Source organism: Shinella zoogloeoides (assembly GCF_033705735.1).
Lineage (GTDB): Bacteria > Pseudomonadota > Alphaproteobacteria > Rhizobiales > Rhizobiaceae > Shinella > Shinella zoogloeoides_A.
Window position 1 is genome coordinate 633,274 of record NZ_CP131131.1, and the last position, 24,764, is coordinate 658,037.

Consider the following 24,764-nt stretch of genomic DNA (forward strand, 5'->3'; position numbering starts at 1 on the left):
TCAGACCCTTCCTTCGATGGGCAGATGGTTTCCGGCTGCATCGAGAAGGGCGATGCGATCGGGATCGAAGCTCGTTTCTGCCAGATCGCCCACCTGCAGCGGGCGGCTGTCGTCGGGGGCGGAGGCGGTGATGCGCAATCCTTCGAGGTCGAGCGTGTAGGTAGTCTTGTCGCCGAGGAAGGTGCGCTCGACCACCCGCGCCGTGGGGGCCTGGGACACGCCCGGCGGGCCGACACGGACATACGGTGAACGGATGACGGCTTCGACTGCTTCGCCCGGTCTTGCTGATACGCGGCCGGGGATGCGGGTGCGAATGCCCACCACATCGATTAGCGTTGAATCCTTGTCGCTTTCGGCCACGGTTGCCGCAAGCACGTTGGCGTGGCCGAGGAATTCTGCGACGAAACGCGACTTCGGAGTGCGGTAGATATCCTCCGGCGTGCCGGTCTGGATGATGCGCCCGTCCTTCATGACAACAACCACATCGGCCATGGCGAGCGCTTCTTCCTGATCGTGGGTGACGAAGACGGTGGTGATGCCGGTTGCCTGCTGCAGCGCGCGGATTTCGCTGCGCATGTCGGCGCGCAGGTTAGCGTCGAGCGCCGACAGCGGTTCGTCGAGAAGCAGGACGTCAGGCTTCGTGACGATGGCGCGGGCAATGGCGATGCGCTGTTGCTGGCCGCCGGACAGTTGCGATGGATAGCGCACTGCGGTTGCGGGAAGACGGACCATCTCCAGTGCTTCGTTGACCTTTGCGGCGATCTCAGCTTTCGGCAGGCCGCGATATTTGAGGCCGAAGGCGATGTTGTCGAACACCGTCTTGTGGGGGAAGAGAGCGTAGTTCTGGAAGACGAGGCCGACATTGCGCTTGTGGACGGGCACATCGGTCACCGGGCGGCCGTTGATGAGGATGTCGCCGTCGCTTACCCCGGCAAGACCGGCGACGGAGCGCAGCAGGGTGGTCTTGCCGCAGCCCGATGGTCCCAGCAACGCCACGAAGCCGCCTGTCTCCACAGTCAGGTTGACATCGTGAACGGCAACGAAGGAGCCGTAACGCAGCGTGACTGAGCGAAATTCCAACATGATCCGGCAGTACTCCTTTGTGGACATGAGAAAGAGACACGCAGCGTTCGAGGGCGCCGCGTGTCTTCGGCGATCCCGGGCGCCTCAGGCGCCCTTGGCGATCCGCCGCCACTGGGTTTCGAACCGGTCGAGATTCTCCGCCCAATAGATGCCATCGGGGATGCTGAACCCGGCAAAGGTGCCGCTCGGATCGTAGCCCGCCTGTTCCTTCAATTTCTGGGGGAACTCGGTCTGCTTGGGATCGAGCGAGGAGCCGTTGTTGGTGCGCTGGCAATAGTCGAAATTGACTTCCGGCTTCAGCAGGAAATCGAGCAACTTCTCGCAGGGCTCCATTGGCGAACCTTTCAGCACGAACAGATTCTGCATCCAGGCAAGGCACTGTTCCGGTTCCAGATACTCGATCGGATAGCCCTGCTTCTTCAACGCCGTGGCGCGCGTCGACCAGATATCGGCGACGATCACCTCCTCCTTGGCGAGCAGATCCATGACCTCCGCCCCGGATTCCCAGTATTTCTTGACCAGCGGACGCTGCTCGCGAAGCGATGTCATGAGCGCGTCGGTGTCGCTCATATTGTTCGTATCCTGTCCGGCATGGACGGCCGCTGCCCAGATGCGCTCCATCGCATTGTTGCTGAGCGCCATTTTGCCTTCAAAGCGTTTGTCCCACAGCAGCTTGAAGCCGAGCGATCGGGCCTCTTCCGGTGACACATGCTTGGTGTTGTAAGCAATGCCAGTTGTGCCGTAATTATAGGGAACGCCTGAGAGCTTGCCGTTCGGTGTCAGCTTGCGCAGCCGTTCGATGAGGGTCGGCGAGACAAGCTTCAGATTGGGGATATTGGCTTCGTTCAGTTCGGAATTGGCTTCGAGATCGACATAACGCTTGTACATTTCGAAGCCGGAATTGGCGAAGACGTTCAGATCGCCCGCACCGCCCGATTTGATGCGGGTGATGACCTCGGTTTCGTCGCCGAAGGTGCCTTCCACCACTTCGATGGCGGTTGCCTTGCTGAACGGTGCAAGGCCCGCCTCGTGCATTGCCTTCTGCGTCATGCCGCCGAAGCCGTAATAGGTAAGCTTTTCGCCCGCGGCCCAGGAGGGCGCGGCCTTCAGAGCGACGAGCGCCGCCACGGAGCCAAGACCGGCAAGGTTGAAGGCGCGGCGGCTGATGCCTTTTTGCAATTTTCTGTCGTTATGATGGTCGCTCATGCTGTTCCCCTTTGCTGGTTTGTTCGGAATTATCGGACGTAGGAGCGTGTCGGCGCGAAGGGCGCCAAATCCAGAGCCGGTTTGCGGCCTGAAACGAGATCGGCGACGACCTGACCGGTAGCGGGGCCGAGCGTCAGGCCGATATGGTTATGCCCGAAGGCGAGGATGACGTTCGGATGCCCCGGTGCCGGGCCGAGAACCGGCAGCGAGTCCGGCAGGGACGGGCGCAGACCCAGCCATTCGCTTTTCGGCTCGCCTGCAAGCGAGGGCAGCATGGTGCGTGCATGCACGAGAAGCCGGTGGGCACGGCCGTAATCGGGAGGAGCATCCCGCCCGGCATATTCCACGCCGACGGTCATGCGCAGGCCTTCCTCCATCGGGCAGAGGTTGATGTAATGCTCGGCCCACAGTGTCGGGCGGCTCAGGGTCTTTTTCGGCTGAGGCAGGAGAAGGTGATAACCGCGCTCGGATTCGAGCGGCACGGATAGGCCGAGGCTTTTGCACAGCGGCTCTGACCAGGCGCCGCAGGCGACCACGACGGTATCGAAGGAATGCGCGCCGCTTTCGGTGACGATCGTGCAGCCGCCGTCGCGGCTTTCGATGCGCGTGACGGCGGCCGGGCGCAATTCGCCGCCATGCGCCAAAAGATGATTGACGCATGCCTCGACCAGCCGCTTGGGATTGCTGACGAAGCGCGAATGCGGCTGTAGGACGCCCATTGAAAATTTCGGCGCCAGATGCGGCTCCAGATCGTGGATCGCCGACCGGTCGAGCACATCCAGAGCCATGCCATGCTCCGTCGCGAAGCGACGCGAATCCGCGCCGCCCTCAAAGCCCGCCTCGGTGGAATAAACCGTCAGCCTGCCGACATTGTGAATAACATCGCCAACAGGAACGATGCGAAGAAGGGCATCGTAAGCTGCGATCGCGTTGCGGCTCAGCGAAAGCAATGCCTGCGCCGTCCTTTCGATCTTCGACCAGCGCGTGGCGAGCACCAGCCGCATCAGCCAGGGTAGCGCCTTCGGGAAATATCCCGGGCGGATGATGACCGGCCCGTCCCTGTCCATGAGCATGGAGGGGATTTCGCGCAGGATGCCGGGCGTGGCGATCGGCAGGCAGCTCGAGGCCTCGACGATGCCGGCATTTCCATAGGATGCGCCGCCCGCCGGGCCTCGCGGATCCCACAAGGTTACCCTGTGGCCGACGTTCTGAAGAAAGACCGCCGCGGCCGCGCCGACGATGCCCGCGCCGATGACTGCGACGGTTCGCCCCTGCAAGGGAACGGCTGGATTGCTAGGCGAGACCTCGGACATAAATGGTTTTTAACCGCAGAGCGGCTCCTCCATAAAACCATACAGCACGAGAATAAATTCATACAAAGCCTACTTTGTCTATATTAATATCGCGAGAAAACCATTTTTAATTGGTTTCTTGATTCAGATCGACCGGAAGGCTATTGTTCGGGAGATCGCCATTTTGGTGCTAAGCATGCGTAGTTTTTGTGTTTCTTGAAATCTTTGACGTTAAATCCAAAGCGTGGCCCGAGACAGACAATGAAGAGAGAAAAGCCAGACAAAGGGCCGGCCTATTCAGCGATTGCTGCACGTCTACAAGCTGAGATCGCTTCCGGGCTCTATCCGCCGGGCACTGCCCTTCCAACTCAACGCGATCTCGCCACCCAACTCGGCGTGAACGTCTCCACGATCCTGCGCGCTTATCAGGAACTTCAGGCGCGCGGACTTGTGATGGGCAAAAAACGTCTCGGCACCATCGTTGCTTCACAGTCGTTTTCGCCGCCGGAAACCGCAGCCGGGACTGCCGAACTTGCCGACCTCACATATAATTCTCCGCCCGTTTCGGATTTCATTCTCGCTTATGCTGCTGAACTCGCCCGCATCGGCAGCGATCCCCGCTTCAAGGAAGTGGAGAATTATTCTTCGCTGAACGGTTCGCTCTGGGCGCGCGCGGCGGGATGTCAGTGGATGGCGGAGGCTGGCTTCGCCACTACTCCCGACCGCGTCGTCGTCACGAGTGGCGCGCAGCATGGTCTGTTCACGGCGCTCGCCACCTTCATCAAGCCCGGTGATGTGGTGATGACCGATCGACTGACCTATTTCGGGTTACGCGCGCTTGCCGCAACCCTTCAATTCTCTTTGCTTTGTGTCGATTCCGACGAGCAGGGCCTTATCCCGGATGCTATTGAAGCGCTTTGCCGAAATCACCGGATGGCCGCGCTTTTCGTCGTGCCTACATTACACAATCCCACCGCGAAGACGCTTGACGCAGAGCGAAGGGCCCGGATAGCTTCGCTGGCGCAGACCTTCGACTTCATCGTCGTCGAGGACGACGTCTATTCGCTGCTTGCAGAAAACGGACTGAGGCCAATCTCATCGATGTGTCCGGAGCGCGCCTTTTATATCACGACGGCTTCAAAGGCTCTCGCGCCCAGTCTCTGCTTGGGATACCTCGTTGCACCGGCCGACCATATCGGTATTGCGGCCGAATCCGCTCGCCTGACCGGATCCATGTCGACGCCTGTTTCTGCACTAATTATGAGTCGGTGGATCGAGGACGGCACTGCTCGCAGGCTGCTCGAGGCCAACCGGCGAGAAGTCAATAAGCGTCAAGTAATGGTCGCGGAAGTCTTCAGCGGCTTGGATTACCAGTCGGCGCCCTATTCAATGTTCCTGTGGCTGCGCTTGCCGCAGCCGTGGCGAGCGCTCGACTTCGCCGCCAGCTGCCGCCGCCGCGGTGTGAAGATCCTGCCGTCGCCCGATTTCGCCGCCGACAACAAGGAAATCGAGCAGGCGATCCGAATCAATATTTCCGGCTCCATCACTATGGAGCGTCTGCGCCAAGCGCTGGAAACCATCCGAAGCCTCTGTGAGGATAGGCCTCGAGCGGTTCATGGATCGGTATAGCAGATGGCAAGTGACTAGCCGTATGGGCTTTGAAAGCTTGCACGTTTGTCTTGCGCCGGTCCGCGTCCGGCTCGGATTTCGTGGGCGAGAGTCATGGAAGAATCGGGAGGAGGGGTGGTTCGTATTCCTTCAATACCAAAAGCGGGTTAGCTGTCATCCTAGCCACGCCAGCGTCATGCCTCGCTAGCAATCTCGACAGCGCGATAGTGGGCTGCGATTGCCGCGAGGTTGAGTGGACTTTTCAGGGTGTCGTTATCCATAAGTACGCGGAGCGATGCTTGGGTGGTGCTGCCTGGGCTGATGACCTAGCGGCGCAATTCTGTAGGGGAAATGTCGGCGGCCTTTGCCAGGGCACCGGCGCCGGAGACGATTTCCCTTGCAAGCGCCAGGGCGGTTTGTGGCGGCAGGCCAAGGTGACTACCTCGTGGCCATGCTGCCGCAGAACTTCAATCTCGCCCTCGGGCTCTGGTATTTCTGCAATCAGAGCGCCCTGTCGCCGGCGCCGGAAGCGGTGGACTATCGTCCGCTAGCCAACGCCATCCTCTGCGCAGACAGCGAAAGAGCCCGCGGCCTGATGCGCCAGCACGTCGCACATGATTCCGACCGCGTGCGCGATCTTCTGTTCAAGGACTCCGCCTGATCTGACAGGTGCCCCGCTGAAATCCGGCGGACTTGCCGATACCGGGAGGCCGGGTTACACGAGACAGGTTCTGCCATGCCGCCCCTAGGTGCGGCGAAGCGATTGCCAAGGTGACGAGCTTGTCCTCTGATGACCCGAAAAGTGCCGACGATACCGATCCGCTGATGGTGCGATCCGTGGAAAAGGCGTTTCGGGTGTTGGAGGCCTTTGACGGCACCAACAGGACCCTCAGTCTGGCGCAGATCGGCGCGAATGTCGGCCTCGACAAGAGCGCCGCGCAACGTTTTACCCATACACTGAACAAGCTGGGCTATTTGCAAAAGGACCCGGTGACCAAGCGTTTCGAGCTCAGCCTGCGCAGCCTCGAAATGGCGCGCCATTTCATCACAGCCAACCCGCTGGTCAACCAGGCGATGCCCTATCTCCTCCATCTCAGCCGCGAGACGGAGGAGGCGGTCAACCTCACGCTGCCTGACGGTACGGAGATCGTCTTCGCTGCCCGTTTCATGAGCCGCCATATGCTCAACACCGATGTCGTCGTTGGCACGCGTATGCCTGCCTTCTGCACGGCGCCGGGTCGGGCGATCCTCTCCCGACTGCCGGCGGCGGAGGCTCTCTCGCTCATCGAGCGGTCGCCCTTGCAGGCCTTCACGCCGCAGACGGTACACACGGTCGATGGGCTGGTCGAACGGCTCGATGCCGCACGTAGTGCCGGTTATGCTACGACTTGGGGTGAGTTCTTTCCAGGCGATCTCTCGGTCGCTGCCGCGGTGATTGACCAGATCGGACGTCCTGTTGCAGCGGTCAATATCGGTGTGTCCAACGCGCGCTACACGGCGGAAAAGGCGGAAGAGACATTCGCGCCTCTTGTCGTGGCAGCCGCGCGCTCGATCTCGCAGGCCTCCTCTACCTTCTAACGCCTTCAATGCACGATTTTCGAGCCTTCGCCGACCTGCCGGCGAGGGCTTTTTTATGTCGTGAAAACCCCATTGACAATTTCGTGTATTGAAATACGATACTTAGTATCGAAATATAATACGACGGATCGCAATGACAAATTTCATTTTGACAGAGCAGCGCGGCTCTTGCCGCGTGATCACGCTGAATCGCCCTGAGGTTCTCAATGCCTGGCATTCCCACATGCGCCTTGACCTCATGGCTGCGTTGGAATCCGCCGAAGAGGACGCCGCCGTCGGTGCGATCATCATGACCGGGGCAGGCGAACGCGCCTTTGGTGCCGGGCAGGATCTTAACGAGACCAAGACTTTCGACCCCGACCGCGCGGAGCTCTGGATCGGCGAATGGGAGCGGCTCTACGATCGGATCCGCAGCCTCTCCAAGCCGTTGATCATGGCGCTGAACGGCCTGGCTGCAGGCTCGGCTTTCCAGGTGACCTTGCTCGGCGATTTCCGCATCGGCCATGACGGCGTGAAGATGGGGCAGCCGGAGATCAATTCCGGGATCGCGAGCACGACTGGTCCATGGATCATGATGGAGATGATCGGGCTTGCGCGCACCACCGACCTGACCCTCAGCGGTCGCATGATGGAGGCGGCGGAATGCGTCGCCATCGGCCTCATCAACCGGATCGTCCCGCGCGTGGAGGTGCTGGAAGCATCATTGGCGCTCGGCGAACAGCTTGCCGCCAAGCCGCGGCTTGCCATGAAGCTCAACAAGCAGCGTTTCCGTGAAGTCACCGAGGTCCGTTTCCGCGACGCGCTTGCAGCCGGCGTGCGCAACCAGCGCATCGCCTATGGCGACGGCGAGCCCAACCGCATGATGGAACAGTTTTTCGCCGCCAAATCAAAGGCGAAGTCCGGCTGAACCGCATTGCAGTCCGCTTTTCAAGATCAATGATTTTTCAGGACTATAGTGTGGAAGACCAAGGTTTCATTTCTCGCCTGCCGGCTCGGGCCGCCGCTTCGCCCGATGCCATCTATTCGACGTTCGACGGCGAACCGATCACCTTTGCCGCTCTTCATTCCAAATCGGACAATGTCGCGGTCGCGCTTCGTCGCCTCGGCGTCGAGAAGGGTGATCGCGTGGCGCTGATGCTGCGCAACAGCCCCGACAGCCTCGCCGTGCTGTTCGCCATTGCCAAGTGCGGCGCCGTCTGGGTGCCAGTGAATGTGCATCTGCGTGGCGACGGGTTGAAATACATTCTGGAACATTGCGATCCGCGCGTCGTCTTCGCCGATCGTGATCTCTTTCCGAATATCTCGGAATGCGGTGCCGACATCTCGGCGTTCCGGCTCATCGCAGAGGCAGGCGACACGGAATCGCTCGACCGGCTTGCCAACGGCGATCACGTTTTTGCTGAGCCGCTGCCGGCAGCCGATGACCTCTTTGCGCTGAATTACACGTCCGGCACGACCGGCCGCCCGAAGGGGGTGCGCGTCACCCATCGCATGTTACGCTATGCGGCGGAGGGCGCGATGCTCTGCTCGGATGCGCGCGATGGCGATGTCTTCTTCGTCTGGGAGCCGCTTTATCACATCGGTGGCGCGCAGCTTATCCCGATCCCGTTGCTGCGCGACGTCAAACTGTCCATGGTGCAGCGCTTCAGCGCCAGTCGTTTCTGGGATCAGGTGCGCGACTGCGGCGCGACGCAGATCCACTATCTCGGTGGTGTGTTGCAGATCCTCCTCAAGCAGCCAGAGAGTGCGCGCGATCGTGACCACAAGGTTCGCGCCGCCTGGGGCGGTGGTTGCCCGCGCGATATCTGGCGCGCCTTCGAGGAGCGCTTCGGCACCCCACTGCGCGAATGCTACGGCATGACGGAATCCTCCAGCATCACCACATTCAACGCGGCCGGCGTACTCGGCTCCGTCGGCACGCCTGTGCCTTGGCTTTCCGTCGAGATTCTCGACGAACAGGGTGCGCCCGTAGCGGCGGGCGTGCATGGCGAGATCGTCGTCCATCCGCGTCAGGCGGGCGCGGTCTTCGCCGGCTATTTCCGCAATGAAGAGGCGACAGCCAAGGCGCTCCGGCCGGACGGTTTCCACACCGGCGACCTTGGCATGATCGATGCGGACGGCAACCTCTTTTTCCTCGGCCGGCTGACGGACAGCGTTCGGGTGAAGGGCGAGAACGTTTCGGCCTTCGAGGTGGAGCACGTCGCCGGCAGTCATCCGATGGTTGAAGACTGCGCGCTGATCGGCGTCAAGGCCGAGGTCGGCGAACAGGAGATCAAGCTGTTTATCAAGCCCAAGGAAGGGGTGGCCATCGACTATCCGGCTTTCTCCGATTGGCTTGCTCATCGTCTGGCGCCGTTCCAGAACCCGCGCTACCTCACCGTGGTCGAGGAGTTCGAGCGCACGCCAAGCCAGCGCATCATGAAGCACCGACTGCCCGCATCCGTCGAGGGCAGCTGGGACAGGCAGCAACGCACCGGCCGATGAGGTCCGGTCCCGATACGCACACAATCGAATACCCCAAGGGGAGACAGTCAGAATGAAGGCCGCCGTTCTCTACACGTTCAACGAAGACCTCGTCATCGAGGATGTGCCGATCGCTAATCCCGGCGATCGAGAGGTGCTGGTGCGCATCATCGCGACCGGCGTCTGCCACAGCGATCTCAGCGCCGCAAAGGGCAAGTCGCGCCCCAGCCTGCCCGTCATCCTTGGCCATGAAGCGGCCGGCATTGTCGAGCGCACCGGTTCGGCAGTGTCGAAGGTGAAGAAGGGCGACCACGTCATTCTCTCCTGGGCGCCCAACTGCGGCGAATGCTTCTACTGCCACAAGCGCCTGCCGACCATGTGCGACACCTATGGTGACGCTGCGGGCGGCAACACGCTCTGGAACGGTGCCCGCCGGCTCGGCAGTGCGCAAAAGCCGGTCAATCATTTCACCTGCGTGTCGAGTTTTGCAGAACTTGCGGTCGTGCCGGAAGCAGGCTGCTCCAAGATCGAGCACGACATTCCCTTTGAGGTCGCAGCTCTCGTCGGTTGCGCGGTAACGACGGGTTTCGGCGCGGTGGTGAACGATGCGCGCGTCGAGCCCGGCGAGATTGTCGGTGTCATCGGTGTCGGTGGTGTGGGCATCAATGCCATCCATGCGGCGTCCGTCGCTGGGGCCGAAGCGGTCGTCGCCATCGATATCAATCCGGAAAAGGAAGCGGTCGCCCGTTCGTTCGGCGCAACGCACTTTCTGAATTCCGCAACGCAGGATGTCACCGCGGAACTGAAGGCGCTGAGCCGCGGCCGCGGACCCGATAGCATCATCGATTGCACCGGGCGGCCCGCGGCAATCGCACTTGCCTATGACAGCGTCCGGCTCGGCGGTTCAGTGATTTCCGTGGGTATCGCCGCCAAGGGCGAGATGGTCTCGCTCCCGGCCTCGACTTTGCCGAATACCCAGAAGCGCATCATCGGCAGCAACTATGGCGGCGGGGTTCCGGAGCGTGATTTCGAACGCATCCTCGGCCTCTACCGGGCCGGCCGTTTCGACCTGGATCGCCAGGTCGGTGCGCGCGTGCCGCTGGAGCAGATCAATGAGGCCTTCCGCTGGCTGCAGCAAGGCGTTCTTGCCCGCACGCTCGTGTGCTTCGACCGCTGACTGACGAAATCCAATGAGACAGAATATGTATCCTGATACCCAACTCTTCATCGCCGGCGAATGGACGAACGGCTCAGACGGTGAAACGCTCGCGGTTCTCAATCCGGCGACCGGCGGCGAAATCGGCCGTGTCGCGAAAGCGACCACCCGCGACATGGATCGTGTGCTCGCAGCCGCTGCCAAAGCCTTCGAACAGTGGCGCAAGACGACGGCACGCGACCGCGCAAAACTGCTCCATGCGGCCGCCGACAATCTGCGTGCCCGTATCGATGATATCGCGCCCGTCCTGACCATGGAACAGGGCAAGCCGCTTGCCGAAGCCCGGTCGGAACTGCGCAACGCCGATGATGTCATCCGCTGGTTCGCGGAAGAGGCCATCCGCTCCTACGGCCGCATCATCCCGGCGCGCACGCCCGGCGTGCAGCAGATGGTCATGAAGGAGCCGATCGGCGTGGTCGCTGCGTTCACGCCCTGGAACTATCCGGTCGCCCAGGCGATCCGCAAGATTTGCGCGGCTCTTGCCGCCGGCTGCACGGTCATCCTGAAGGCCGCCGAAGAGGCGCCGGCCTCCTGCGCAGCCATGGTTCGCGCCTTTGCCGATGCCGGTTTCCCTGATGGCGCGATCAACCTTCTCTACGGCACACCTTCGGAAATTTCCGAGTATCTCATTCCGCATCCGGTGATCCGCAAGGTGTCCTTCACCGGTTCGACGCCGGTCGGCAAACATCTGACCGCGGTCGCCGGCGCCCACATGAAGCGGGTGACGATGGAGCTGGGCGGCCATGCGCCGTACATCGTCTGCGCCGATGCGGACCTTTCGTCCGCGGTTTCGATGCTGGCCGGCCACAAGTTCCACAATGCGGGCCAGGTCTGCATCGCGCCGACGCGCGTGCTGGTGGAAGAGCCTGTCTTCGACACTGTCCTCGAAGACTTCGTCACCGCGGCGAAGGCCGTGAAGGTGGGAGATGGTCTTTCCGACGGTATCGACATGGGGCCGATGGCGAATGCCCGCCGCCTCGACGCGATGGACCGACTGATCGGCGACGCGGTCGCCAAGGGCGGCCGCCTGCTGACCGGCGGCAACCGCATCGGCAATGCCGGCTTCTTCTTCGAGCCGACGGTGCTGGCCGACGTGCCGCAGGACGCCGCGATCATGAACGAGGAGCCGTTTGGGCCTGTCGCGGTCGTCAACCGTTTCGCGGCGGTGGATGCGGCAATTGCCGAGGCGAACCGGTTGCCGTTCGGCTTGGCCGCCTATGCCTTCACGCGGTCCCAGAGACACGCGCAGCGTTTCGCCGAAGACATCGAAACGGGCATGCTTTCGATCAACGATTACGGCCTTGCCTATGCGGAGGTTCCCTTCAACGGCGTGAAGGATTCCGGGTACGGCTCCGAGGGCGGGCCTGAGGCACTTGAGACATTCCAGACGATCAAGTTCGTTTCACAGGCGAGTTTGTGAAAATCATAAAAATGAAATCTTGACTTCATTTTTTCATTAGTGTGAATTTCGTTCTGAAGTGAACACACAGGAAAGACCCCTCTGCCATGTCCCAGAACGCCTATGCCCTCCCGCAGCGCGCGCCCCTCTATCAGGCGCCGCCGTTCGATTACAAAGCCTTCAGCAAGGTCAGCGTGTTCTGCCGCGTTGACGAGGCGGCGATCCGCGCGGCTTTGCCGGCGCAGTTCGACGTCCGGGGCGACGTTATCGAATTCTTCATCATGGACGTGCCGGCCGGCGGCGCGCTCGGGTCCTATGCGGAAGGCGGCATCGTGGTGCCGATCAGCTACCAGGGTCGCCCGGGCGGTCACGTGCTGTACGAGATCGTCACCAATGATGACTCCATGGCGGTCGGCCGCGAGGTCTGGGGTTATCCGAAGAAAATGGGCGAAGTCGAGTGGAAGGCGAGCGAAACGGCAGTCACGGCCAAGCTCTCGCGCCGCGGCACGTCGTTGATCGAGATCGACTTCAAGGCTGATGGTCCGGCCTTCGAGAAGCCGGCTCTACACCCGCGTTTCCAGACCCGTATCATTCCGTCACCGGAAAATGCGGCCGTCGAGACGCAGATCATCGAAAACTCGCTCGGTCAGTCCGAAACGCTCCGTCATGCCCTCGGCAGGGCCGAGATCAAGATCGGTGGCAGCGCCAGCGATCCGTTCTCCGACTTCCAGATCCGCGAGATCGTCGGTGCGGAAATGATCGTCGCCAACTTCGTCCTCGGCTTCGGCAAAATCGTCGGCTGAAAACGAGCTGAACAGGGAACCGTACACATGATGTGTGCAAATGCGCCCGAAAAGATGTTCAGGCTCGATGAAAAGCGGGTCTTCATCACCGGTGGCGGTGGTGGCATCGGTCGCGCTGCGGCGCTGATGTTCGCTGCTTTCGGGGCGCATGTGGTGGTTCTCGATCGGGATCGGCCGGCGGCGGAAGCCGTTTGCCGGGAGGTGCAGGAGGCTGGCGGTGCGGCGACAGCCTTCGCCCTCGACGTTACCGATGAGGCCGATGTTCTGGCTGTCTTCGCCGCGGCGGAGCAGGAGGCAGGCGGCCTCGACATTCTGGTCAACAATGCGGGCATCTCGATCCGACGACCATCGATCGAGCTTGCGATCGAAGATTGGAACAGCGTCGTCTCGGTCAATTTGACGGGCATGTTCTTGTGCTCGCGGACGGCTGCCCGCTCCTGGATCGCTCGGGGCATGCCCGGCGTGGTGATCAACACGGCCTCGATCATGAGCTATTCGGGTGGTGGCCTCCATCCGAACCTCTCGTATCAATCGACCAAGGCCGGCGTAGTGAACCTCACCCGGACGCTGGCCGTCGAATGGGCCGATCACGACATTCGCGTCAACGCGGTGGCGCCGACCTGGGTTCGCACGCCTCTGATCGATCATTTGATGGCCGACGGATCGCAGATGGAAAAGATCCGCAGCCTGACGCCACTGAAGCGCCTGGCCGAACCGGACGAGGTGGCCTCCGCCATGATTTTTCTGGCCGGACCGGCCTCGGCAATGACTACCGGCCACGTGCTGGCGGTTGACGGTGGTTATCTCGCGAAATGAGGAGGGAAGGGAAACTTCAGGTAGTCGCGTGCCTGGTCACTGTCGTGAAGAATGTATCGAATAATTTCATGCGTGCGTTGCCCGGACGGGAGTTCCGTGCGACGAATCTCAACGAGCAAAAGGGGAACCAAAATGAACAGAACCCATATACTTCTTTCTGCCGCAGCACTCCTCTTCGCCTCCGGTGCCATGCCGGTGCTGGCGGATGACATCGTGCTGGGTGGCAGTGCGCCGATGTCCGGCGCACAGGCCGAGTTCGGCCAGTCGCAGATCGACGGCGCCCAGCTCTATTTCGACCAGCTCAACGAGAAGGGCGGCATCAAGGGCAACAAGGTGGTCTTCCGCCCGCTCGATGATCGCGCCGACCCGCGTCAGGGAACGCTCGTTGCCCAGCAGTTCTGCGACGACAGCGCCGTCATCGGCGTGATCGGCCACATGAACAGCGGCGTCACCATGCCTGCCCTCGATATCTACTCGGAATGCGGCATGCCGCAGGTCGTGCCCGCCACCAATCCGGAACTGATGCGCATGGGCTTCAAGACCGTCGTGCGGCCCGTCGCCAACGACTTCGTGCAGGGCGCGCTGCCTGCGAAATACGTCACGGAAAAACTCGGCCTGAAGAATGCCGTACTGGTGCACGACAAGACCGTCTTCGGCCAGGGCATCGCGGGCGTCTTCAAGGACAATTTCGAGGCCGGCGGCGGCAAAATCTCCGGTACCTTCGGCACGAACCCCGAGGACGTCGATTTCTCGGCGCTGATCGCCTCCATCAAGCTGGAAAACCCTGATGTCGTCTATATGGGCGCCGGCATGCCGCAGCTTGCCCTGTTCCTCAAGCAGATGCGCGAGCAGGGCCTGAAGGCCCAGTTCATCGGCCCGGATATCGGTTTTACCGTCGATTTCATCACACAGGTCGGTGCAGCGTCCGCTGAGGGTGCGCTCATGACCTTCCAGCTTCCGCCCTACGATTCCTCGCCGGAACTGAAGGACTTCTCCGACCGCCACCAGGCCCGCTTCGGCCGTGCACCCGGTCCCTATGCCTCGCTCGGCTTTGCCAATGCGCAGGTGATGGCCGCCGCGGTGGAAAAGGCTGAAAGCCTGGACCGCACGGGCGTTCTCGCGCAGTTGCATGGCGTGACGGTAGAGACATTGCTCGGCCCGGTCGCTTTCGATGAGAATGGTGAAAACACCACCGCGCCGATGTACCTCTACGTCGTCAAGGACGGCAAGTTCGAACTGATCAAGCAGTAATCAGCCGGACATTTGTTCAACGGGGCCGGCGCAGTCCGTGCCGGCCCGTCGTCATAGAGGCGATCCCCTTGTTCGACTACTTTCTCCAACAGCTGATCTTCGCGCTCGCTATCGGTGCTATCTACGGATTGATAGCCCTTGGCTACACGATGGTCTACGGCGTGATGCGCCTGATCAACTTCGCCCATGGCGAGTTCTTCATGCTCGGCCCGTATATATACACGTTCATTTTCAGTGGGCTTATCGGACTGGGTGGTTTGGCGCCGGTGCTCGATTCCGCCGTCGCGATCATCGCGAGTTTCGTTATCGTCGGCCTGCTCGGCGTGGCGATCGAGCGCTTCGCCTACCGGCCGCTGCGCGCCTATGGCCGCCTTGCGCCGATGTTGAGCGCGCTCGGCATGTCCATCGTGCTGCAGAGTGCGGTGCGTGTGACGGTCGGCCCGCAGCCGGTGCATTTCCCGGCGATCGTGCCAAGCACACCGATCGATGCGCTCGGCGGTATGGTGACAACGGTACAGTTCGGTATCCTCGTCGCTGCGGTCCTGTTGATGGTGGGCTTGACGCTCTTCGTCAACGGCACGCGCCTCGGTATCTGGATCCGTGCGGCGTCCGAGAGCTGGACGACATCGAGCCTGCTCGGCATCCGTGTCAACCGCGCTGTCAGCCTTGTCTTCTTCATCGGCCCCGGGCTCGGGGCCATGGCCGGCATCATGTACGCATCTTACTATGGCATCATGCAGCCGACCATGGGCTCCGTCATCGGCCTGAAGGCTTTCACAGCGGCCATTCTCGGCGGCATCGGGTCCATTCCGGGCGCAATGCTCGGCGGCTTCCTGCTCGGCGCTATCGAGACTTTCGGCACGGCCTTCCTGCCGATTATCTCCTTCGGCTACATCGGCACGGAATATCGCGATGTCTTCGCCTTCGCCGTTCTCATTCTCGTTCTTCTGTTCAAGCCCGCCGGCCTGCTCGGCGAGACCGTCTCGGAAGAAACGACCGTTGCAAAGAAGGATTACTGACCCATGGGGAATTCGGTGATCGCCCGGCGGCTCAGTCTTCTTGCGGTTCTCGCGCTTTGCGTGGTTCTGTTGGCGCTGGTGCCGTACCTTCCAGCCTACTATGTCCGCGTCGTGGACAGTATCCTGATCTACATCATCCTGGCTGTCGGCCTGAACCTCGTGGTCGGTTACGCAGGTCTGCTCGATCTCGGCTTCATCGCTTTCTACGCGGTGGGCGCTTATGCCTATGCCCTGCTTGCCAGCGGGCAATTCGACATCCACCTGCCGTTCATCGTCATCCTGTTCATAGGAGCCGCGGCCGGCGCCATAGCGGGGATCCTGCTCGGGTTTCCGGTTCTGAAGCTGCGCGGTGACTATCTCGCCATCGTCACGCTCTCCTTCGGCGAGATCATCCGCATTGCCATCAACAATGCCGATGACCTGACCAACGGTCCGCAAGGTATTGCCGGCCTCGACCGGGCGAGCCTCTTCGGCCTGCCGCTAACCAGCCCGGTGCATTTCTACTGGCTGCTGCTCATGCTGGCCATCATCGTCTGCGCTGGCGTCTACTACATGGAACGCTCAATCCTCGGGAAAGCCTGGCGGGCGCTGCGCGAGGACCAGGACGTGGTGCGTGGCCTCGGCATCAACACCACGACGCTGAAGCTGCTGGCCTTTGCGCTGAGTGCCGCCATCGGCGGTGCCGGTGGCGTGATCTTCGGCTCCTTCCAACGCTTCGTCAGCCCGGAAAGCTTCACCTTCCAGGAGTCCTTGCTCGTCGTGCTGATCATCATCATCGGCGGCGTTGGTAACATCGTCGGCGTCATCGCCGGGGCTGTGGTGCTCATCGTGCTGCCGGAAGTCCTGCATTTCGCCGCGCAATATCGCCTGCTGATCTATGGCGTCGTCCTCGTGACCGTTATCGTTCTTCGTCCCGCCGGTCTCGTCTCGCCCCGCTTCAACCTCGGCTTCATCATTCGAAAGGTCCGGAACCTATGGCTCTCGCCCTCGAAAACGTAAACAAGCATTTCGGTTCACTCGTCGCGATCCGGAGCCTGTCGTTGTCCTTCGACGTCGGTTCAATCTATTCGATCATCGGGCCGAACGGTGCCGGCAAATCCACCGTCGTCAACATGATCGCCGGCTCCTATTCGGTGACATCAGGTACGATCCGGCTGGGCGCGACGGCCCTTAACAGGCTGCCGAAGCACCGCATCGCCCAGCTCGGCGTGTCGCGCACCTACCAGAACCTTCGCCTCTTCGACGGCATGACGGTTCTCGAGAATCTCGAGGTCTGCTTCTTCCCGCAGTCGTGGTTGACCTTCCTGACCGGTGCGAAACGGCTGAGCAAGGCCGAGCGGCTCGAGATCTGCCACGCCTGCCTCGCCGAATTTCATCTTTCGGATGTGGCGGATGTTCTGGCCGGCGACCTGCCGTACGGGCGGCAGAAGATACTCGAACTGGCGCGCGCCTTCGTCACACAGGCGCCGATCGTGCTGCTGGACGAGCCGGCCGCTGGCCTCAACCATACCGAAACGAAGGACATGGCGGCGATGATCGCCGGCCTGAGACGTGAAGACCGCGCGATCATCCTCGTCGAACACGACATGGACATGGTGATGTCCATTTCCGACCGGATCGACGTCTTGAACTATGGCGAGCTGCTTTGCTCCGGCACGCCGGATCTGGTGCGCACGAACGAAAGAGTGCAGGAGGCCTATCTTGGAACCACGGAAGAACTCGACGACATCCGCAAGCTTGCTCAAAGTCGCCGGGCTCAAGGCGGGCTACGGGCGAACGCAGGTATTGTTCGGCATTGATCTGGAAGTCCGCGCCGGCGAGATCGTCACGATCATCGGCGCGAACGGCGCGGGGAAGACATCGACCCTGCGCTCGATTTCCGGCCTGACACAGATCTATTCCGGTGAGATCGAGTTCAAGGGCCTGCCGATCAAGGGCCTGCCGCCTGAAGAGATCACCCGCCTCGGTCTCGCCCATTGCCCGGAGGGTCGCCAGATCCTCCAGCGGCTGACGGTCGAGGAGAACCTGCTGGCCGGCTACATCCCCGGTCGTGGGCGCGGCTTCGACGAGATCAGGACCCAGGTCTACGACATGTTCCCGATCCTCAGGGAGAGGCGGCATTCGCTGGCGAGCCGGATGAGCGGCGGCCAGCAGCAGATGCTGGCGATCGGCCGCTCGCTGATGGCGACGCCCGAGCTCCTGATGCTGGATGAGCCTTCGCTCGGTCTGGCGCCGAAGATCATCAACCAGATTTTCGAGATCATTATCACGCTGTCGAAATCCGGCATCAGCCTCATCGTTGTCGAGCAGAATGCCGCGGTGGCCCTGGAAATCGCCGACTATGCCTATGTGATCGATGCCGGTCGCTGCTCGGTGGAGGGGGGCGCCAACAATGTGCTCAACGACCCCGATCTCAAGGCTGCCTATCTCGGCGCCTGACAGGGCATATATGGAGGAAACATGCCTAAAGCCCAGACATCCGTCCTGATCTCCGGCGCGGCCTCCGGGATCGGGCGGGCAACCGCGATTTATCTGGCTAAAGACGGTATCGCGCTCACCCTGTTCGATCGCAACGCGTCGGCGATGGCGGAGGTGGCAAGCGCCTGCCAAAGCCAGGGAGCGGCGGTCATTGCGGTGGTGGGTGACGCGTCGGCGGACAGCGACGTCGGGGGTGCGGTCGGCCGGGCTGTCGAAGGACACGGCTTTCTCTCCGGTGTTGTCGCCGCAGCCGGCGTTGCACGGAAAGGTGACGTCACGACGCTAACCGACGAGACCTGGGAGATCACGCTGGCTGTGAACCTGACAGGCCCTTTCCTGCTGGCGCGGCATGCGGTTCCGCACCTGTTGCACAACCCGTCGTCCGCCTTCGTCGCGGTCAGTTCGGACTCCGGTGTGCGTGGTTCACGTGGTTATGCCGCCTACAGCGCATCAAAGCATGGTGTGGTCGGCCTGATCCGTTGCATGGCGCTCGATCATGGCCCCGAAGGCCTGCGCAGCAACGTCGTCTGCCCGAGCTTCGTCGACACGCCGATGGCTGGCGGTCTCCTGAAGGAAAGCGGCGGCGGCTACGACCGAGCCTTCTACGAGCGCCGCGTGCCGCTCGGCCGTTTCGCCCGGCCGGAGGAAGTGGCTGATGCGATCGGCCACCTGCTGTCGCCGCAGGCGAGTTATGCCAACGGTATGGTCTATATGTTGGATGGCGGCACCACGGCGGGAACGTTTGGCTGAGATGGCCTGGTAGATGGGGACAACCGGCCCGGTGGGGATTGCAATCCAAGGCTGGCGTTGACTTCGATGAAGTGTTTGATCAATTCCATCATTCAAGTGAATTTATCAGGTTATGCTCGATGTCCAATTCTGTTTTCGAAGCCCCGACGCTCGATCATGTAGGCAAGACGCTGCGTGAACTTCGACGCTCACGACGCATTACCATCCAGCAGCTTGCCGAGGGGCTGAACCGTTCAACGGGTTATGTCAGCCAGCTCGAACGCGGCCTGTCGCAGCCGACACTGAAGGACTTGTACGCAGCCTGTACGATCTTCGGCGTGCCGATGAGTTGGTTTGTCGATCTGGAAGAGAAGCAACCGGACGCCGAGCGCGAAAAGGATATCGTCGTCCGCAGCGGGCAACGCCGCTTCATGCTGCATCGCGGTGCACGAACCGAACTCCTGACGCCGCAGCTCGATTCCGATGTCGAATTCATGATGTCGACTTTCGAACCCGGTCTTGAGACGGAACCCAAGAACGTGCCGACGTCCGGCGCCGAATACGGGTACATTCTCAAGGGGTGTCTGGAGCTCTGGGTGGATGAAGAAAAGTTCGAGCTCGTCGAGGGCGACAGCTACCGCTTCAATCGCTCGTCGACCTACCGCTCCCACAATCCCTCAAAGACTGAACCGACCATCATCATCTGGGTCGGCGTTTACAAGTAGGTCACGGCAGGCGTAGACGCATGGCATCTCCCCTTTTCGATCCCGCGGCATTTTTGGGCAAGGTTGCCTTCGTTTCAGGCACCGCTTCGGGTATCGGCGCTGCGACTGCCCGCAGACTAGCCGATCTCGGTGCGAAGCTCGTTCTCGTGGATCGGGATAAGATACGTCTGGACGCCTTCGCCAAGACGCTCGCATCGGAGACCGTGCTGGCGGTCGAAGTTGACGTCACGGCGATCGCCAGTGTGAAGGAGGCAATCAAGCGCGGTGTCGACAATTTCGGCGGCCTTGATCTCGCCGTCAATTCCGCCGGCATCGACCTGCCGCGCTGCGAGACCGCATCTTATCCGTGTGAGCAATGGGATAGGATCATTGCGGTCAACCTGACCGGCGTGTTCAATGCGGTGCGGCACCAGATTCCGGCCATGCTGGTGCGTGGCGGCGGATCCATCGTCAATGTCTCTTCCATCATGGGGTTTCGCGGCTTTGCCGGCCAGCCGGCGTACACTGCCGCCAAACATGGCGTCATCGGCCTCACCAAGGCGGCCGCCCTCGACCATGCAGCACAAGGCATCCGCATCAACGCTGTCGCGCCGGGCTTTATCGACACGCCGCTGCTGGGACATTTGAACGACGAAAAACGCCGGGCCGCTGCCGCACTTCATCCGATGCAGCGGGTCGGGCAGGCGGACGAGATCACCAATGTCATTCTCTTCCTGCTATCCGATGCCTCGTCCTTCGTCACCGGCGCATGCTTCGATGCCGATGGCGGGTACCTCGCGAAATGATGGCCCTGTTCCGCCTGCTTCAATGAAAGATGGAGTCAGCGGTTCGTATCCCTTCAAGAGCTTAATAGGGACATGTCGGCGCGAAATGGTTTGGGTTCACTATGGGTTTTGTCATGCAATTGCATTGCCTTATCCTTGGATGTGGAGATAACTATGGCTGCAAACGCACTTGTCCAAACACGCATTGATTCTGAAGTCCGCGATCGTGCCTCCGCCGTGCTTGAGAGCATGGGGCTTACGGTATCTGATGCGGTGCGTGTCCTGCGTATGCCGTTACCGAAACGACATACGTATTCTTCGCGTCCTGCATGGCGCGCAGGAATGGCCAGACTCATTGCCAACCGGGTGATTCGACGCCAATCAGTCGGGCGGTGGCTCGTGCCCTTTCAAGAGCTTTGGTTAGCTGTATTTTTTGTTTCGTCCCGCGGCCCCAACGGCGAGGCCGCTTCCTCGATGAGCCAGTCGATGAAGGAACTGACCTCGGCGGTTTCGCGCTTCGCGTCGGGGCAGATGCAATAGTAGTTGTGAAGAGCTGGCACGATCAGGCGGAGCGGCTGCACGAGCCGGCCTTCGTCGAGATCGCGTGCCGACACCACTTCATCGCTAAGCGCTACGCCAAAGCCATCTCTAGCTGCCTGGAGTACAATGCCGAAATCGTCGAAATGCACGTCGGACTCGCCGGCATAGGGAATGCCTGCTTCGGCTTGCCAGCGTCGCCACTGCGAGCCGTCGTCCTCATGCAGTAACCGATGAAAGGCGAGGTCCGAGGGCTGGCGAATGGCGTTCGGCCCGCGCAGGAGTTGCGGGCTGCAAACCGGCGTCATGTGGATGCCGTGCAGCAGGCGCCACCAGAAGCCCGGCCATGGCGGCATGCCGTAGATGATCGCGACATCGGTCCTGCGCCAGTCGACGCCGTGGAAATGGCTGGAGGTCAAAACCTTCAGCTGGAAATTCGGGCTTTCAGCCATGAAGGTGAAAAGCCTGGTGGCAAGCCAGGCAACGCCGTGTACCTGCGGGATGGAGATGGTCAGGGCCCGCTTTGGCGCTCCGCCATATTTATGCGCCGACAGCTGACGCACGCCGGTGTGGATGGCCTCCATGGCGCTGGCCACGGAGCGCTGGAGTTGGCTCCCGCTCGGCGTCAAAGCCAGTTGCCGGCCGCGTTTTTGAAAGAGATCGACGCCGAGCGTCACCTGGAGCGCGCGGATCTGCTGGCTGATGGCGCCCGGCGTCACATGCAGCTCGGCCGCCGCCGCGCTGACATTGCCAAGCCGCGCGACGCTTTCGAAAACGCGAAGTGCATGAAGGGGTGGCAGCGCCATCGGTCTCTTCCCTCAATTTGATGTTCAACGGATCAGGCATTCTGGTCGCGGCCCGGCCGTAGTTGCTCGACCACGCGGTCGGCCAGGGCGCGCAGCACGGGGTCGTTTGCACGATCGACCGGGCAGACGATGTAATATTCCCGCGCCGCATTGATCGTGGTGGAAAACGGCTGGATAAGCCGCCCTTCGCTCAGATAGCTTCGCGTCAGGACATCCGAGACCAGCGCCACGCCGCGGCCCTGAACGGCGGAAGCGATCGCCTGCGCCACCGAGTTCACCCGGACACGGGTATTGCCCTCAAGGGCGATCCGTGCGGCGACGGACCATTTTGCCCATTCCCCACCGTCGTCTTCATGCAGCAGAGCGACGGAGCTCAGCTTTCTGTCGCGATTGCGCAGGTCGAGCCGCGGAAACAGGGTCGGCGAGCACACGGCACAGAGCCGGACTTCGCTGAGCAAGCGCCAGTATTTTCCGGTGAACGGTGGATTGTCGTAGACAACAGCCAGATCGTTCTCTGCCCAATCCACCTCCGCAGCGGTGATCGCCTCGTTGATGGTGAGGTTGGAAATACCATGCGACTGCGCGAAATCGACGACGGTTGCCGTCAGCCAGGCAATCCCGAGCGCGGTCGGTACGGAAACCGATAGCGCTGCGGGCTGGTCGCCGGCGGTTATTTTTCGCGATGCCCGTGTCGCCGTATCAAGCTGCCCCAGGGATATGGCGACGGTTTGCGAAAAATCCCTGCCCGCCTGGGTGAGGGCAACATTCCGGCCCGACTTTCGGAACAGAATGATGCCCGTCGCATCGCTCAGCTTCTTGAGCTGCAACGAAATGGCGCTCGGGCTGAGGTTCAGTTCCTCCGCCGCCTGGCGCACGCCGCCGAGGCGTGCAGTCGCTTCGAAAGCGGGCAGATATTGCAGGTAGGGCGGGAGGCGGCTCATCTGGATATCCGACTGTTCGTTTAGCATTATAGAACGGTATCGGTGATTTTAAATTGATTTTTTCAAACTATTAGGGGTGCTATCCCATCGACAAAGAGGAGCGTGGTCATGATCTCGGCAAAACCATTCGACTATCCCTATGACGGCAATCTCGATGTCCGCAAAACGGCGCTTGTCGTCATCGACCTGCAGGAGGATTTCCTTTCCACCACGGGCTATTTCGCAAAGCAGGGATATGATCCCGCACCGCTGCGCGCGATCCTTCCCGCGGTAAACCAGCTCATCGCTGCCTGCCGCGAGGCGGGCATCCTGATCATCCACACGCGACAGGGTTATCGCGAAGACCTCGCGGACATGACCCCTTACGAAAAATGGCGCCGGCAGCGGTCGGGTCTTGAGGGTACGACGGCGTTGCTGCGGTCGAGCCCCGGTTTCCAGATCGTTCCCGAACTCGATGTGCGACCGGAAGACATCATCGTCGACAAGACCTGCAACAGTGCCTTCACCTATACCGATTTCGAGCATGTCTTGCGCGCACAGGGCATTACACATCTGTTGTTTTCCGGCTGCACCACCGACGTCTGCGTTCACACGACGCTGCGCGAAGCCTGCGACCGGAATTTCCAGTGCCTGACGATCTCGGACGCCTGCGCCAGCGGCGATCAATATGCCCATGAGGCTGCCCTGCACATGGTCACCGTCGAGAACGGCATTTTCGGCGCGTTGACCGATACCGCAGCGGTGCTCGAAGGCCTGACGAAGCTCAGGAATTCGAAGGCATGAGTGAGATCCAGAAATACGTTTCGCTGATGCGCCTGACGCAGAAGGGGCTTGACGAACTGACCGATAGCGCGAGGCGCCGGAAGGTCAGTGAGGAGCGCGTCGCTGCGCTCGGCGGGCGGTCGATCGCCTTTTACGCCCTGCTTGGGAACTATGATTTCATGCAGGTTTTCGAAATGCCGAGCAATGAAGCGATGATGCAATACGTGCTTACGGCGCGCCGGGACGGTCATGTCGAGCCACTCATCCTCCCCGCATTCGACACCGAGACATACGGCCAGATTATCAACGCCGTAGGCTGATCAAACATTTTAGTTTTCCTGCGCTTTTTTGAGGAAAACATTTAGCTTGTTTGCGAAAGGCACTCGTATACGACTTCACAAAACACCGATGCAAGACATCAAAAACAAGGGAACACGACCATGATGAAAGCAACACTGGGAATGAAAATGTCGCTTCTGGCAGGCACCATATTTGCCGCCATGTCCAGCGCCGGTACCGCTCTCTCCGCCGATCAGAAACCCGATTTCGTATCGGGTGGCGTCTTGAAGATTTGCACCAGCGGCGAGTTTCCGCCGATGGAATATTATGAAAATCCGGGCGACAAGGACCTTGTCGGCTTCGAGATCGATGTCATGGATGCCATCGCCAAACGGTGGGGTGCGAAGGCCGAGTATGTCGTCGGCGACTTCAAGGGGCTGCTTCCGTCGCTCGATTCCAAGCGCTGCGACCTCGTCGCAAGCGGCATCATGATCACGCCGGCTCGCCTCGAAAAATACGACGGCATCCCGTATTTCGGCTCTCACGTCGTGCTGGTCACCGCGGCGAGCGACGCGGAGACGAAAGTCCCGGCCGATGTCAGCGGCAAGATCATGGCGATCGAAGCCGGTACGACCTACGAAAAGACGGTCGCCGATCTTAATGCCGAACTGGAAGCAGCCGGCAAGGACCCGATCCAGGCACAGACCTACCCGTCCGCATCAGGCGTCATCGAGCAGATCCTGGTCGGCCGCGCGACCGCGACGATCACGCAAGACACGACCGCTGCCTATCGCATGCTGCAGGTACCGGGCCGGCTGGCCATTCCCTACACCTATGAGGAAAGCGAGAACTACGGCATCTACCTGCGCAAAAGCGATGGCGACCGGCAGATGCTGAAAGAGGCGATCGAGGCCCTGCAGGCGAGCGGCGAGATGAAGGCGTTTCTCAAGAAGTGGAACCTGCCGGAAACCTCGACCGACGTTTCGCACGACGTGAACTGACGATAGGC

General features: G+C 61.1%; 25 protein-coding genes and 1 pseudogene. 21 read left to right on the forward strand and 5 right to left on the reverse strand.

Going from position 1 to position 24,764, the window contains the following annotated elements; all coding sequences use genetic code 11:
* The 3 genes from ShzoTeo12_RS20700 to ShzoTeo12_RS20710 all read right to left on the reverse strand — a co-directional run bounded on the left by ShzoTeo12_RS20700 (window position 1) and on the right by ShzoTeo12_RS20710 (window position 3,566).
* The gene (locus ShzoTeo12_RS20700; protein ID WP_318913954.1) at window positions 1–1,083 is read right to left on the reverse strand and encodes an ABC transporter ATP-binding protein; all 1,083 of its coding nucleotides are present in this window, start codon (window positions 1,081–1,083) and stop codon (window positions 1–3) included.
* A gap of 84 nt (window positions 1,084–1,167) precedes the next feature.
* Window positions 1,168–2,289 carry an extracellular solute-binding protein gene (locus ShzoTeo12_RS20705; protein ID WP_318913955.1) on the reverse strand — a complete coding sequence of 374 codons (1,122 nt, stop codon included), beginning with the start codon at window positions 2,287–2,289 and terminating at the stop codon, window positions 1,168–1,170.
* A 29-nt stretch (window positions 2,290–2,318) separates the two neighbouring features.
* Window positions 2,319–3,566, reverse strand: coding sequence for an FAD-dependent oxidoreductase (locus ShzoTeo12_RS20710; protein WP_318913956.1), 1,248 nt, complete (start codon window positions 3,564–3,566; stop codon window positions 2,319–2,321).
* Window positions 3,567–3,842: 276 nt separating this feature from the next.
* On the opposite strand from ShzoTeo12_RS20710, the gene ShzoTeo12_RS20715 reads away from it, so the two are divergent.
* The 18 genes and pseudogenes from ShzoTeo12_RS20715 to ShzoTeo12_RS20800 all read left to right on the forward strand — a co-directional run.
* Window positions 3,843–5,210, forward strand: a complete 1,368-nt coding sequence (locus ShzoTeo12_RS20715) for a PLP-dependent aminotransferase family protein (protein WP_318913957.1) — start codon at window positions 3,843–3,845, stop codon at window positions 5,208–5,210.
* A 424-nt stretch (window positions 5,211–5,634) separates the two neighbouring features.
* Window positions 5,635–5,850: a hypothetical protein gene (locus tag ShzoTeo12_RS20720; protein ID WP_162911198.1), complete on the forward strand. Its 216-nt coding sequence runs from the start codon at window positions 5,635–5,637 to the stop codon at window positions 5,848–5,850.
* A gap of 110 nt (window positions 5,851–5,960) precedes the next feature.
* Window positions 5,961–6,767: an IclR family transcriptional regulator gene (locus ShzoTeo12_RS20725; protein ID WP_413251186.1), complete on the forward strand. Its 807-nt coding sequence runs from the start codon at window positions 5,961–5,963 to the stop codon at window positions 6,765–6,767.
* 133 nt (window positions 6,768–6,900) lie between these two features.
* Window positions 6,901–7,674: an enoyl-CoA hydratase/isomerase family protein gene (locus ShzoTeo12_RS20730; protein ID WP_119254971.1), complete on the forward strand. Its 774-nt coding sequence runs from the start codon at window positions 6,901–6,903 to the stop codon at window positions 7,672–7,674.
* A gap of 29 nt (window positions 7,675–7,703) precedes the next feature.
* The gene (locus ShzoTeo12_RS20735; RefSeq protein ID WP_318913961.1) at window positions 7,704–9,251 is read left to right on the forward strand and encodes an AMP-binding protein; all 1,548 of its coding nucleotides are present in this window, start codon (window positions 7,704–7,706) and stop codon (window positions 9,249–9,251) included.
* Between the two features lie 52 nt (window positions 9,252–9,303).
* Entirely contained in the window at window positions 9,304–10,407 is a 1,104-nt protein-coding gene (locus tag ShzoTeo12_RS20740; protein ID WP_318913962.1) for a Zn-dependent alcohol dehydrogenase, read from the forward strand.
* A gap of 25 nt (window positions 10,408–10,432) precedes the next feature.
* Entirely contained in the window at window positions 10,433–11,866 is a 1,434-nt protein-coding gene (locus ShzoTeo12_RS20745; protein ID WP_318913963.1) for an NAD-dependent succinate-semialdehyde dehydrogenase, read from the forward strand.
* Window positions 11,867–11,952: 86 nt separating this feature from the next.
* Window positions 11,953–12,648: an acetoacetate decarboxylase family protein gene (locus tag ShzoTeo12_RS20750; protein WP_318913965.1), complete on the forward strand. Its 696-nt coding sequence runs from the start codon at window positions 11,953–11,955 to the stop codon at window positions 12,646–12,648.
* Window positions 12,649–12,675: 27 nt separating this feature from the next.
* The gene (locus ShzoTeo12_RS20755) at window positions 12,676–13,464 is read left to right on the forward strand and encodes an SDR family NAD(P)-dependent oxidoreductase (RefSeq protein WP_318913966.1); all 789 of its coding nucleotides are present in this window, start codon (window positions 12,676–12,678) and stop codon (window positions 13,462–13,464) included.
* A 132-nt stretch (window positions 13,465–13,596) separates the two neighbouring features.
* Window positions 13,597–14,715 (forward strand): branched-chain amino acid ABC transporter substrate-binding protein, encoded by a 1,119-nt coding sequence (locus tag ShzoTeo12_RS20760; protein ID WP_162911199.1) that lies wholly within the window; start codon window positions 13,597–13,599, stop codon window positions 14,713–14,715.
* A gap of 68 nt (window positions 14,716–14,783) precedes the next feature.
* The gene (locus ShzoTeo12_RS20765; protein WP_119254801.1) at window positions 14,784–15,734 is read left to right on the forward strand and encodes a branched-chain amino acid ABC transporter permease; all 951 of its coding nucleotides are present in this window, start codon (window positions 14,784–14,786) and stop codon (window positions 15,732–15,734) included.
* Between the two features lie 3 nt (window positions 15,735–15,737).
* Window positions 15,738–16,733 (forward strand): ABC transporter permease subunit, encoded by a 996-nt coding sequence (locus ShzoTeo12_RS20770; RefSeq protein WP_318913967.1) that lies wholly within the window; start codon window positions 15,738–15,740, stop codon window positions 16,731–16,733.
* 41 nt (window positions 16,734–16,774) lie between these two features.
* Complete coding sequence (locus ShzoTeo12_RS20775) at window positions 16,775–17,533, forward strand: ABC transporter ATP-binding protein (RefSeq protein ID WP_318913969.1); 759 nt, start codon at window positions 16,775–16,777, stop codon at window positions 17,531–17,533.
* Window positions 17,520–18,173 carry an ABC transporter ATP-binding protein gene (locus ShzoTeo12_RS20780; RefSeq protein ID WP_413251187.1) on the forward strand — a complete coding sequence of 218 codons (654 nt, stop codon included), beginning with the start codon at window positions 17,520–17,522 and terminating at the stop codon, window positions 18,171–18,173. The genes ShzoTeo12_RS20775 and ShzoTeo12_RS20780 overlap by 14 nt, the downstream gene beginning before the upstream one ends.
* A gap of 21 nt (window positions 18,174–18,194) precedes the next feature.
* On the forward strand, window positions 18,195–18,962 hold the full coding sequence (locus tag ShzoTeo12_RS20785) for an SDR family oxidoreductase (RefSeq protein ID WP_318913972.1): 768 nt from the start codon (window positions 18,195–18,197) through the stop codon (window positions 18,960–18,962).
* A gap of 119 nt (window positions 18,963–19,081) precedes the next feature.
* Window positions 19,082–19,666, forward strand: a complete 585-nt coding sequence (locus ShzoTeo12_RS20790; protein WP_318913973.1) for an XRE family transcriptional regulator — start codon at window positions 19,082–19,084, stop codon at window positions 19,664–19,666.
* Window positions 19,667–19,686: 20 nt separating this feature from the next.
* Window positions 19,687–20,451, forward strand: a complete 765-nt coding sequence (locus ShzoTeo12_RS20795) for an SDR family NAD(P)-dependent oxidoreductase (RefSeq protein ID WP_318913975.1) — start codon at window positions 19,687–19,689, stop codon at window positions 20,449–20,451.
* A 153-nt stretch (window positions 20,452–20,604) separates the two neighbouring features.
* Window positions 20,605–20,715: pseudogene (locus tag ShzoTeo12_RS20800) on the forward strand (type II toxin-antitoxin system RelB/DinJ family antitoxin); the annotation flags it as partial.
* A gap of 122 nt (window positions 20,716–20,837) precedes the next feature.
* On the opposite strand, the gene ShzoTeo12_RS20805 reads toward ShzoTeo12_RS20800, so the two are convergent.
* Together ShzoTeo12_RS20805 and ShzoTeo12_RS20810 are read right to left on the reverse strand one after the other, a co-directional pair.
* Window positions 20,838–21,773 carry a LysR substrate-binding domain-containing protein gene (locus ShzoTeo12_RS20805; protein ID WP_318913976.1) on the reverse strand — a complete coding sequence of 312 codons (936 nt, stop codon included), beginning with the start codon at window positions 21,771–21,773 and terminating at the stop codon, window positions 20,838–20,840.
* A gap of 32 nt (window positions 21,774–21,805) precedes the next feature.
* The gene (locus tag ShzoTeo12_RS20810; protein WP_245424713.1) at window positions 21,806–22,714 is read right to left on the reverse strand and encodes a LysR substrate-binding domain-containing protein; all 909 of its coding nucleotides are present in this window, start codon (window positions 22,712–22,714) and stop codon (window positions 21,806–21,808) included.
* 108 nt (window positions 22,715–22,822) lie between these two features.
* Here ShzoTeo12_RS20810 and ShzoTeo12_RS20815 point away from each other — a divergent pair, with 108 nt between their 5' ends.
* The 3 genes from ShzoTeo12_RS20815 (at window position 22,823) to ShzoTeo12_RS20825 (ending at window position 24,756) form a co-directional block, all read left to right on the forward strand.
* A complete protein-coding gene (locus ShzoTeo12_RS20815) occupies window positions 22,823–23,497 on the forward strand; it encodes an isochorismatase family cysteine hydrolase (protein ID WP_318913978.1) in 675 nt (224 codons plus the stop codon).
* Entirely contained in the window at window positions 23,494–23,796 is a 303-nt protein-coding gene (locus tag ShzoTeo12_RS20820) for a GYD domain-containing protein (RefSeq protein ID WP_318913979.1), read from the forward strand. The genes ShzoTeo12_RS20815 and ShzoTeo12_RS20820 overlap by 4 nt, the downstream gene beginning before the upstream one ends.
* Before the next feature lie 147 nt (window positions 23,797–23,943).
* Window positions 23,944–24,756 (forward strand): transporter substrate-binding domain-containing protein, encoded by an 813-nt coding sequence (locus ShzoTeo12_RS20825; protein WP_318913981.1) that lies wholly within the window; start codon window positions 23,944–23,946, stop codon window positions 24,754–24,756.
* Window positions 24,757–24,764: the final 8 nt, after the last annotated feature.

What these genes read in the sequence shown, in the direction of transcription:
- ShzoTeo12_RS20700 (WP_318913954.1), bottom strand. Translation starts at nt 1,083, where the DNA reads ATGTTGGAATTTCGCTCAGTCACGCTGCGTTACGGCTCCTTCGTTGCC.
- ShzoTeo12_RS20705 (WP_318913955.1), bottom strand. Translation starts at nt 2,289, where the DNA reads ATGAGCGACCATCATAACGACAGAAAATTGCAAAAAGGCATCAGCCGC.
- ShzoTeo12_RS20715 (WP_318913957.1), top strand. Translation starts at nt 3,843, where the DNA reads ATGAAGAGAGAAAAGCCAGACAAAGGGCCGGCCTATTCAGCGATTGCT.
- ShzoTeo12_RS20730 (WP_119254971.1), top strand. Translation starts at nt 6,901, where the DNA reads ATGACAAATTTCATTTTGACAGAGCAGCGCGGCTCTTGCCGCGTGATC.
- ShzoTeo12_RS20735 (WP_318913961.1), top strand. Translation starts at nt 7,704, where the DNA reads ATGATTTTTCAGGACTATAGTGTGGAAGACCAAGGTTTCATTTCTCGC.
- ShzoTeo12_RS20740 (WP_318913962.1), top strand. Translation starts at nt 9,304, where the DNA reads ATGAAGGCCGCCGTTCTCTACACGTTCAACGAAGACCTCGTCATCGAG.
- ShzoTeo12_RS20745 (WP_318913963.1), top strand. Translation starts at nt 10,433, where the DNA reads ATGTATCCTGATACCCAACTCTTCATCGCCGGCGAATGGACGAACGGC.
- ShzoTeo12_RS20750 (WP_318913965.1), top strand. Translation starts at nt 11,953, where the DNA reads ATGTCCCAGAACGCCTATGCCCTCCCGCAGCGCGCGCCCCTCTATCAG.
- ShzoTeo12_RS20755 (WP_318913966.1), top strand. Translation starts at nt 12,676, where the DNA reads ATGATGTGTGCAAATGCGCCCGAAAAGATGTTCAGGCTCGATGAAAAG.
- ShzoTeo12_RS20760 (WP_162911199.1), top strand. Translation starts at nt 13,597, where the DNA reads ATGAACAGAACCCATATACTTCTTTCTGCCGCAGCACTCCTCTTCGCC.
- ShzoTeo12_RS20770 (WP_318913967.1), top strand. Translation starts at nt 15,738, where the DNA reads ATGGGGAATTCGGTGATCGCCCGGCGGCTCAGTCTTCTTGCGGTTCTC.
- ShzoTeo12_RS20785 (WP_318913972.1), top strand. Translation starts at nt 18,195, where the DNA reads ATGCCTAAAGCCCAGACATCCGTCCTGATCTCCGGCGCGGCCTCCGGG.
- ShzoTeo12_RS20790 (WP_318913973.1), top strand. Translation starts at nt 19,082, where the DNA reads ATGTCCAATTCTGTTTTCGAAGCCCCGACGCTCGATCATGTAGGCAAG.
- ShzoTeo12_RS20795 (WP_318913975.1), top strand. Translation starts at nt 19,687, where the DNA reads ATGGCATCTCCCCTTTTCGATCCCGCGGCATTTTTGGGCAAGGTTGCC.
- ShzoTeo12_RS20805 (WP_318913976.1), bottom strand. Translation starts at nt 21,773, where the DNA reads ATGGCGCTGCCACCCCTTCATGCACTTCGCGTTTTCGAAAGCGTCGCG.
- ShzoTeo12_RS20810 (WP_245424713.1), bottom strand. Translation starts at nt 22,714, where the DNA reads ATGAGCCGCCTCCCGCCCTACCTGCAATATCTGCCCGCTTTCGAAGCG.
- ShzoTeo12_RS20815 (WP_318913978.1), top strand. Translation starts at nt 22,823, where the DNA reads ATGATCTCGGCAAAACCATTCGACTATCCCTATGACGGCAATCTCGAT.
- ShzoTeo12_RS20820 (WP_318913979.1), top strand. Translation starts at nt 23,494, where the DNA reads ATGAGTGAGATCCAGAAATACGTTTCGCTGATGCGCCTGACGCAGAAG.
- ShzoTeo12_RS20825 (WP_318913981.1), top strand. Translation starts at nt 23,944, where the DNA reads ATGTCGCTTCTGGCAGGCACCATATTTGCCGCCATGTCCAGCGCCGGT.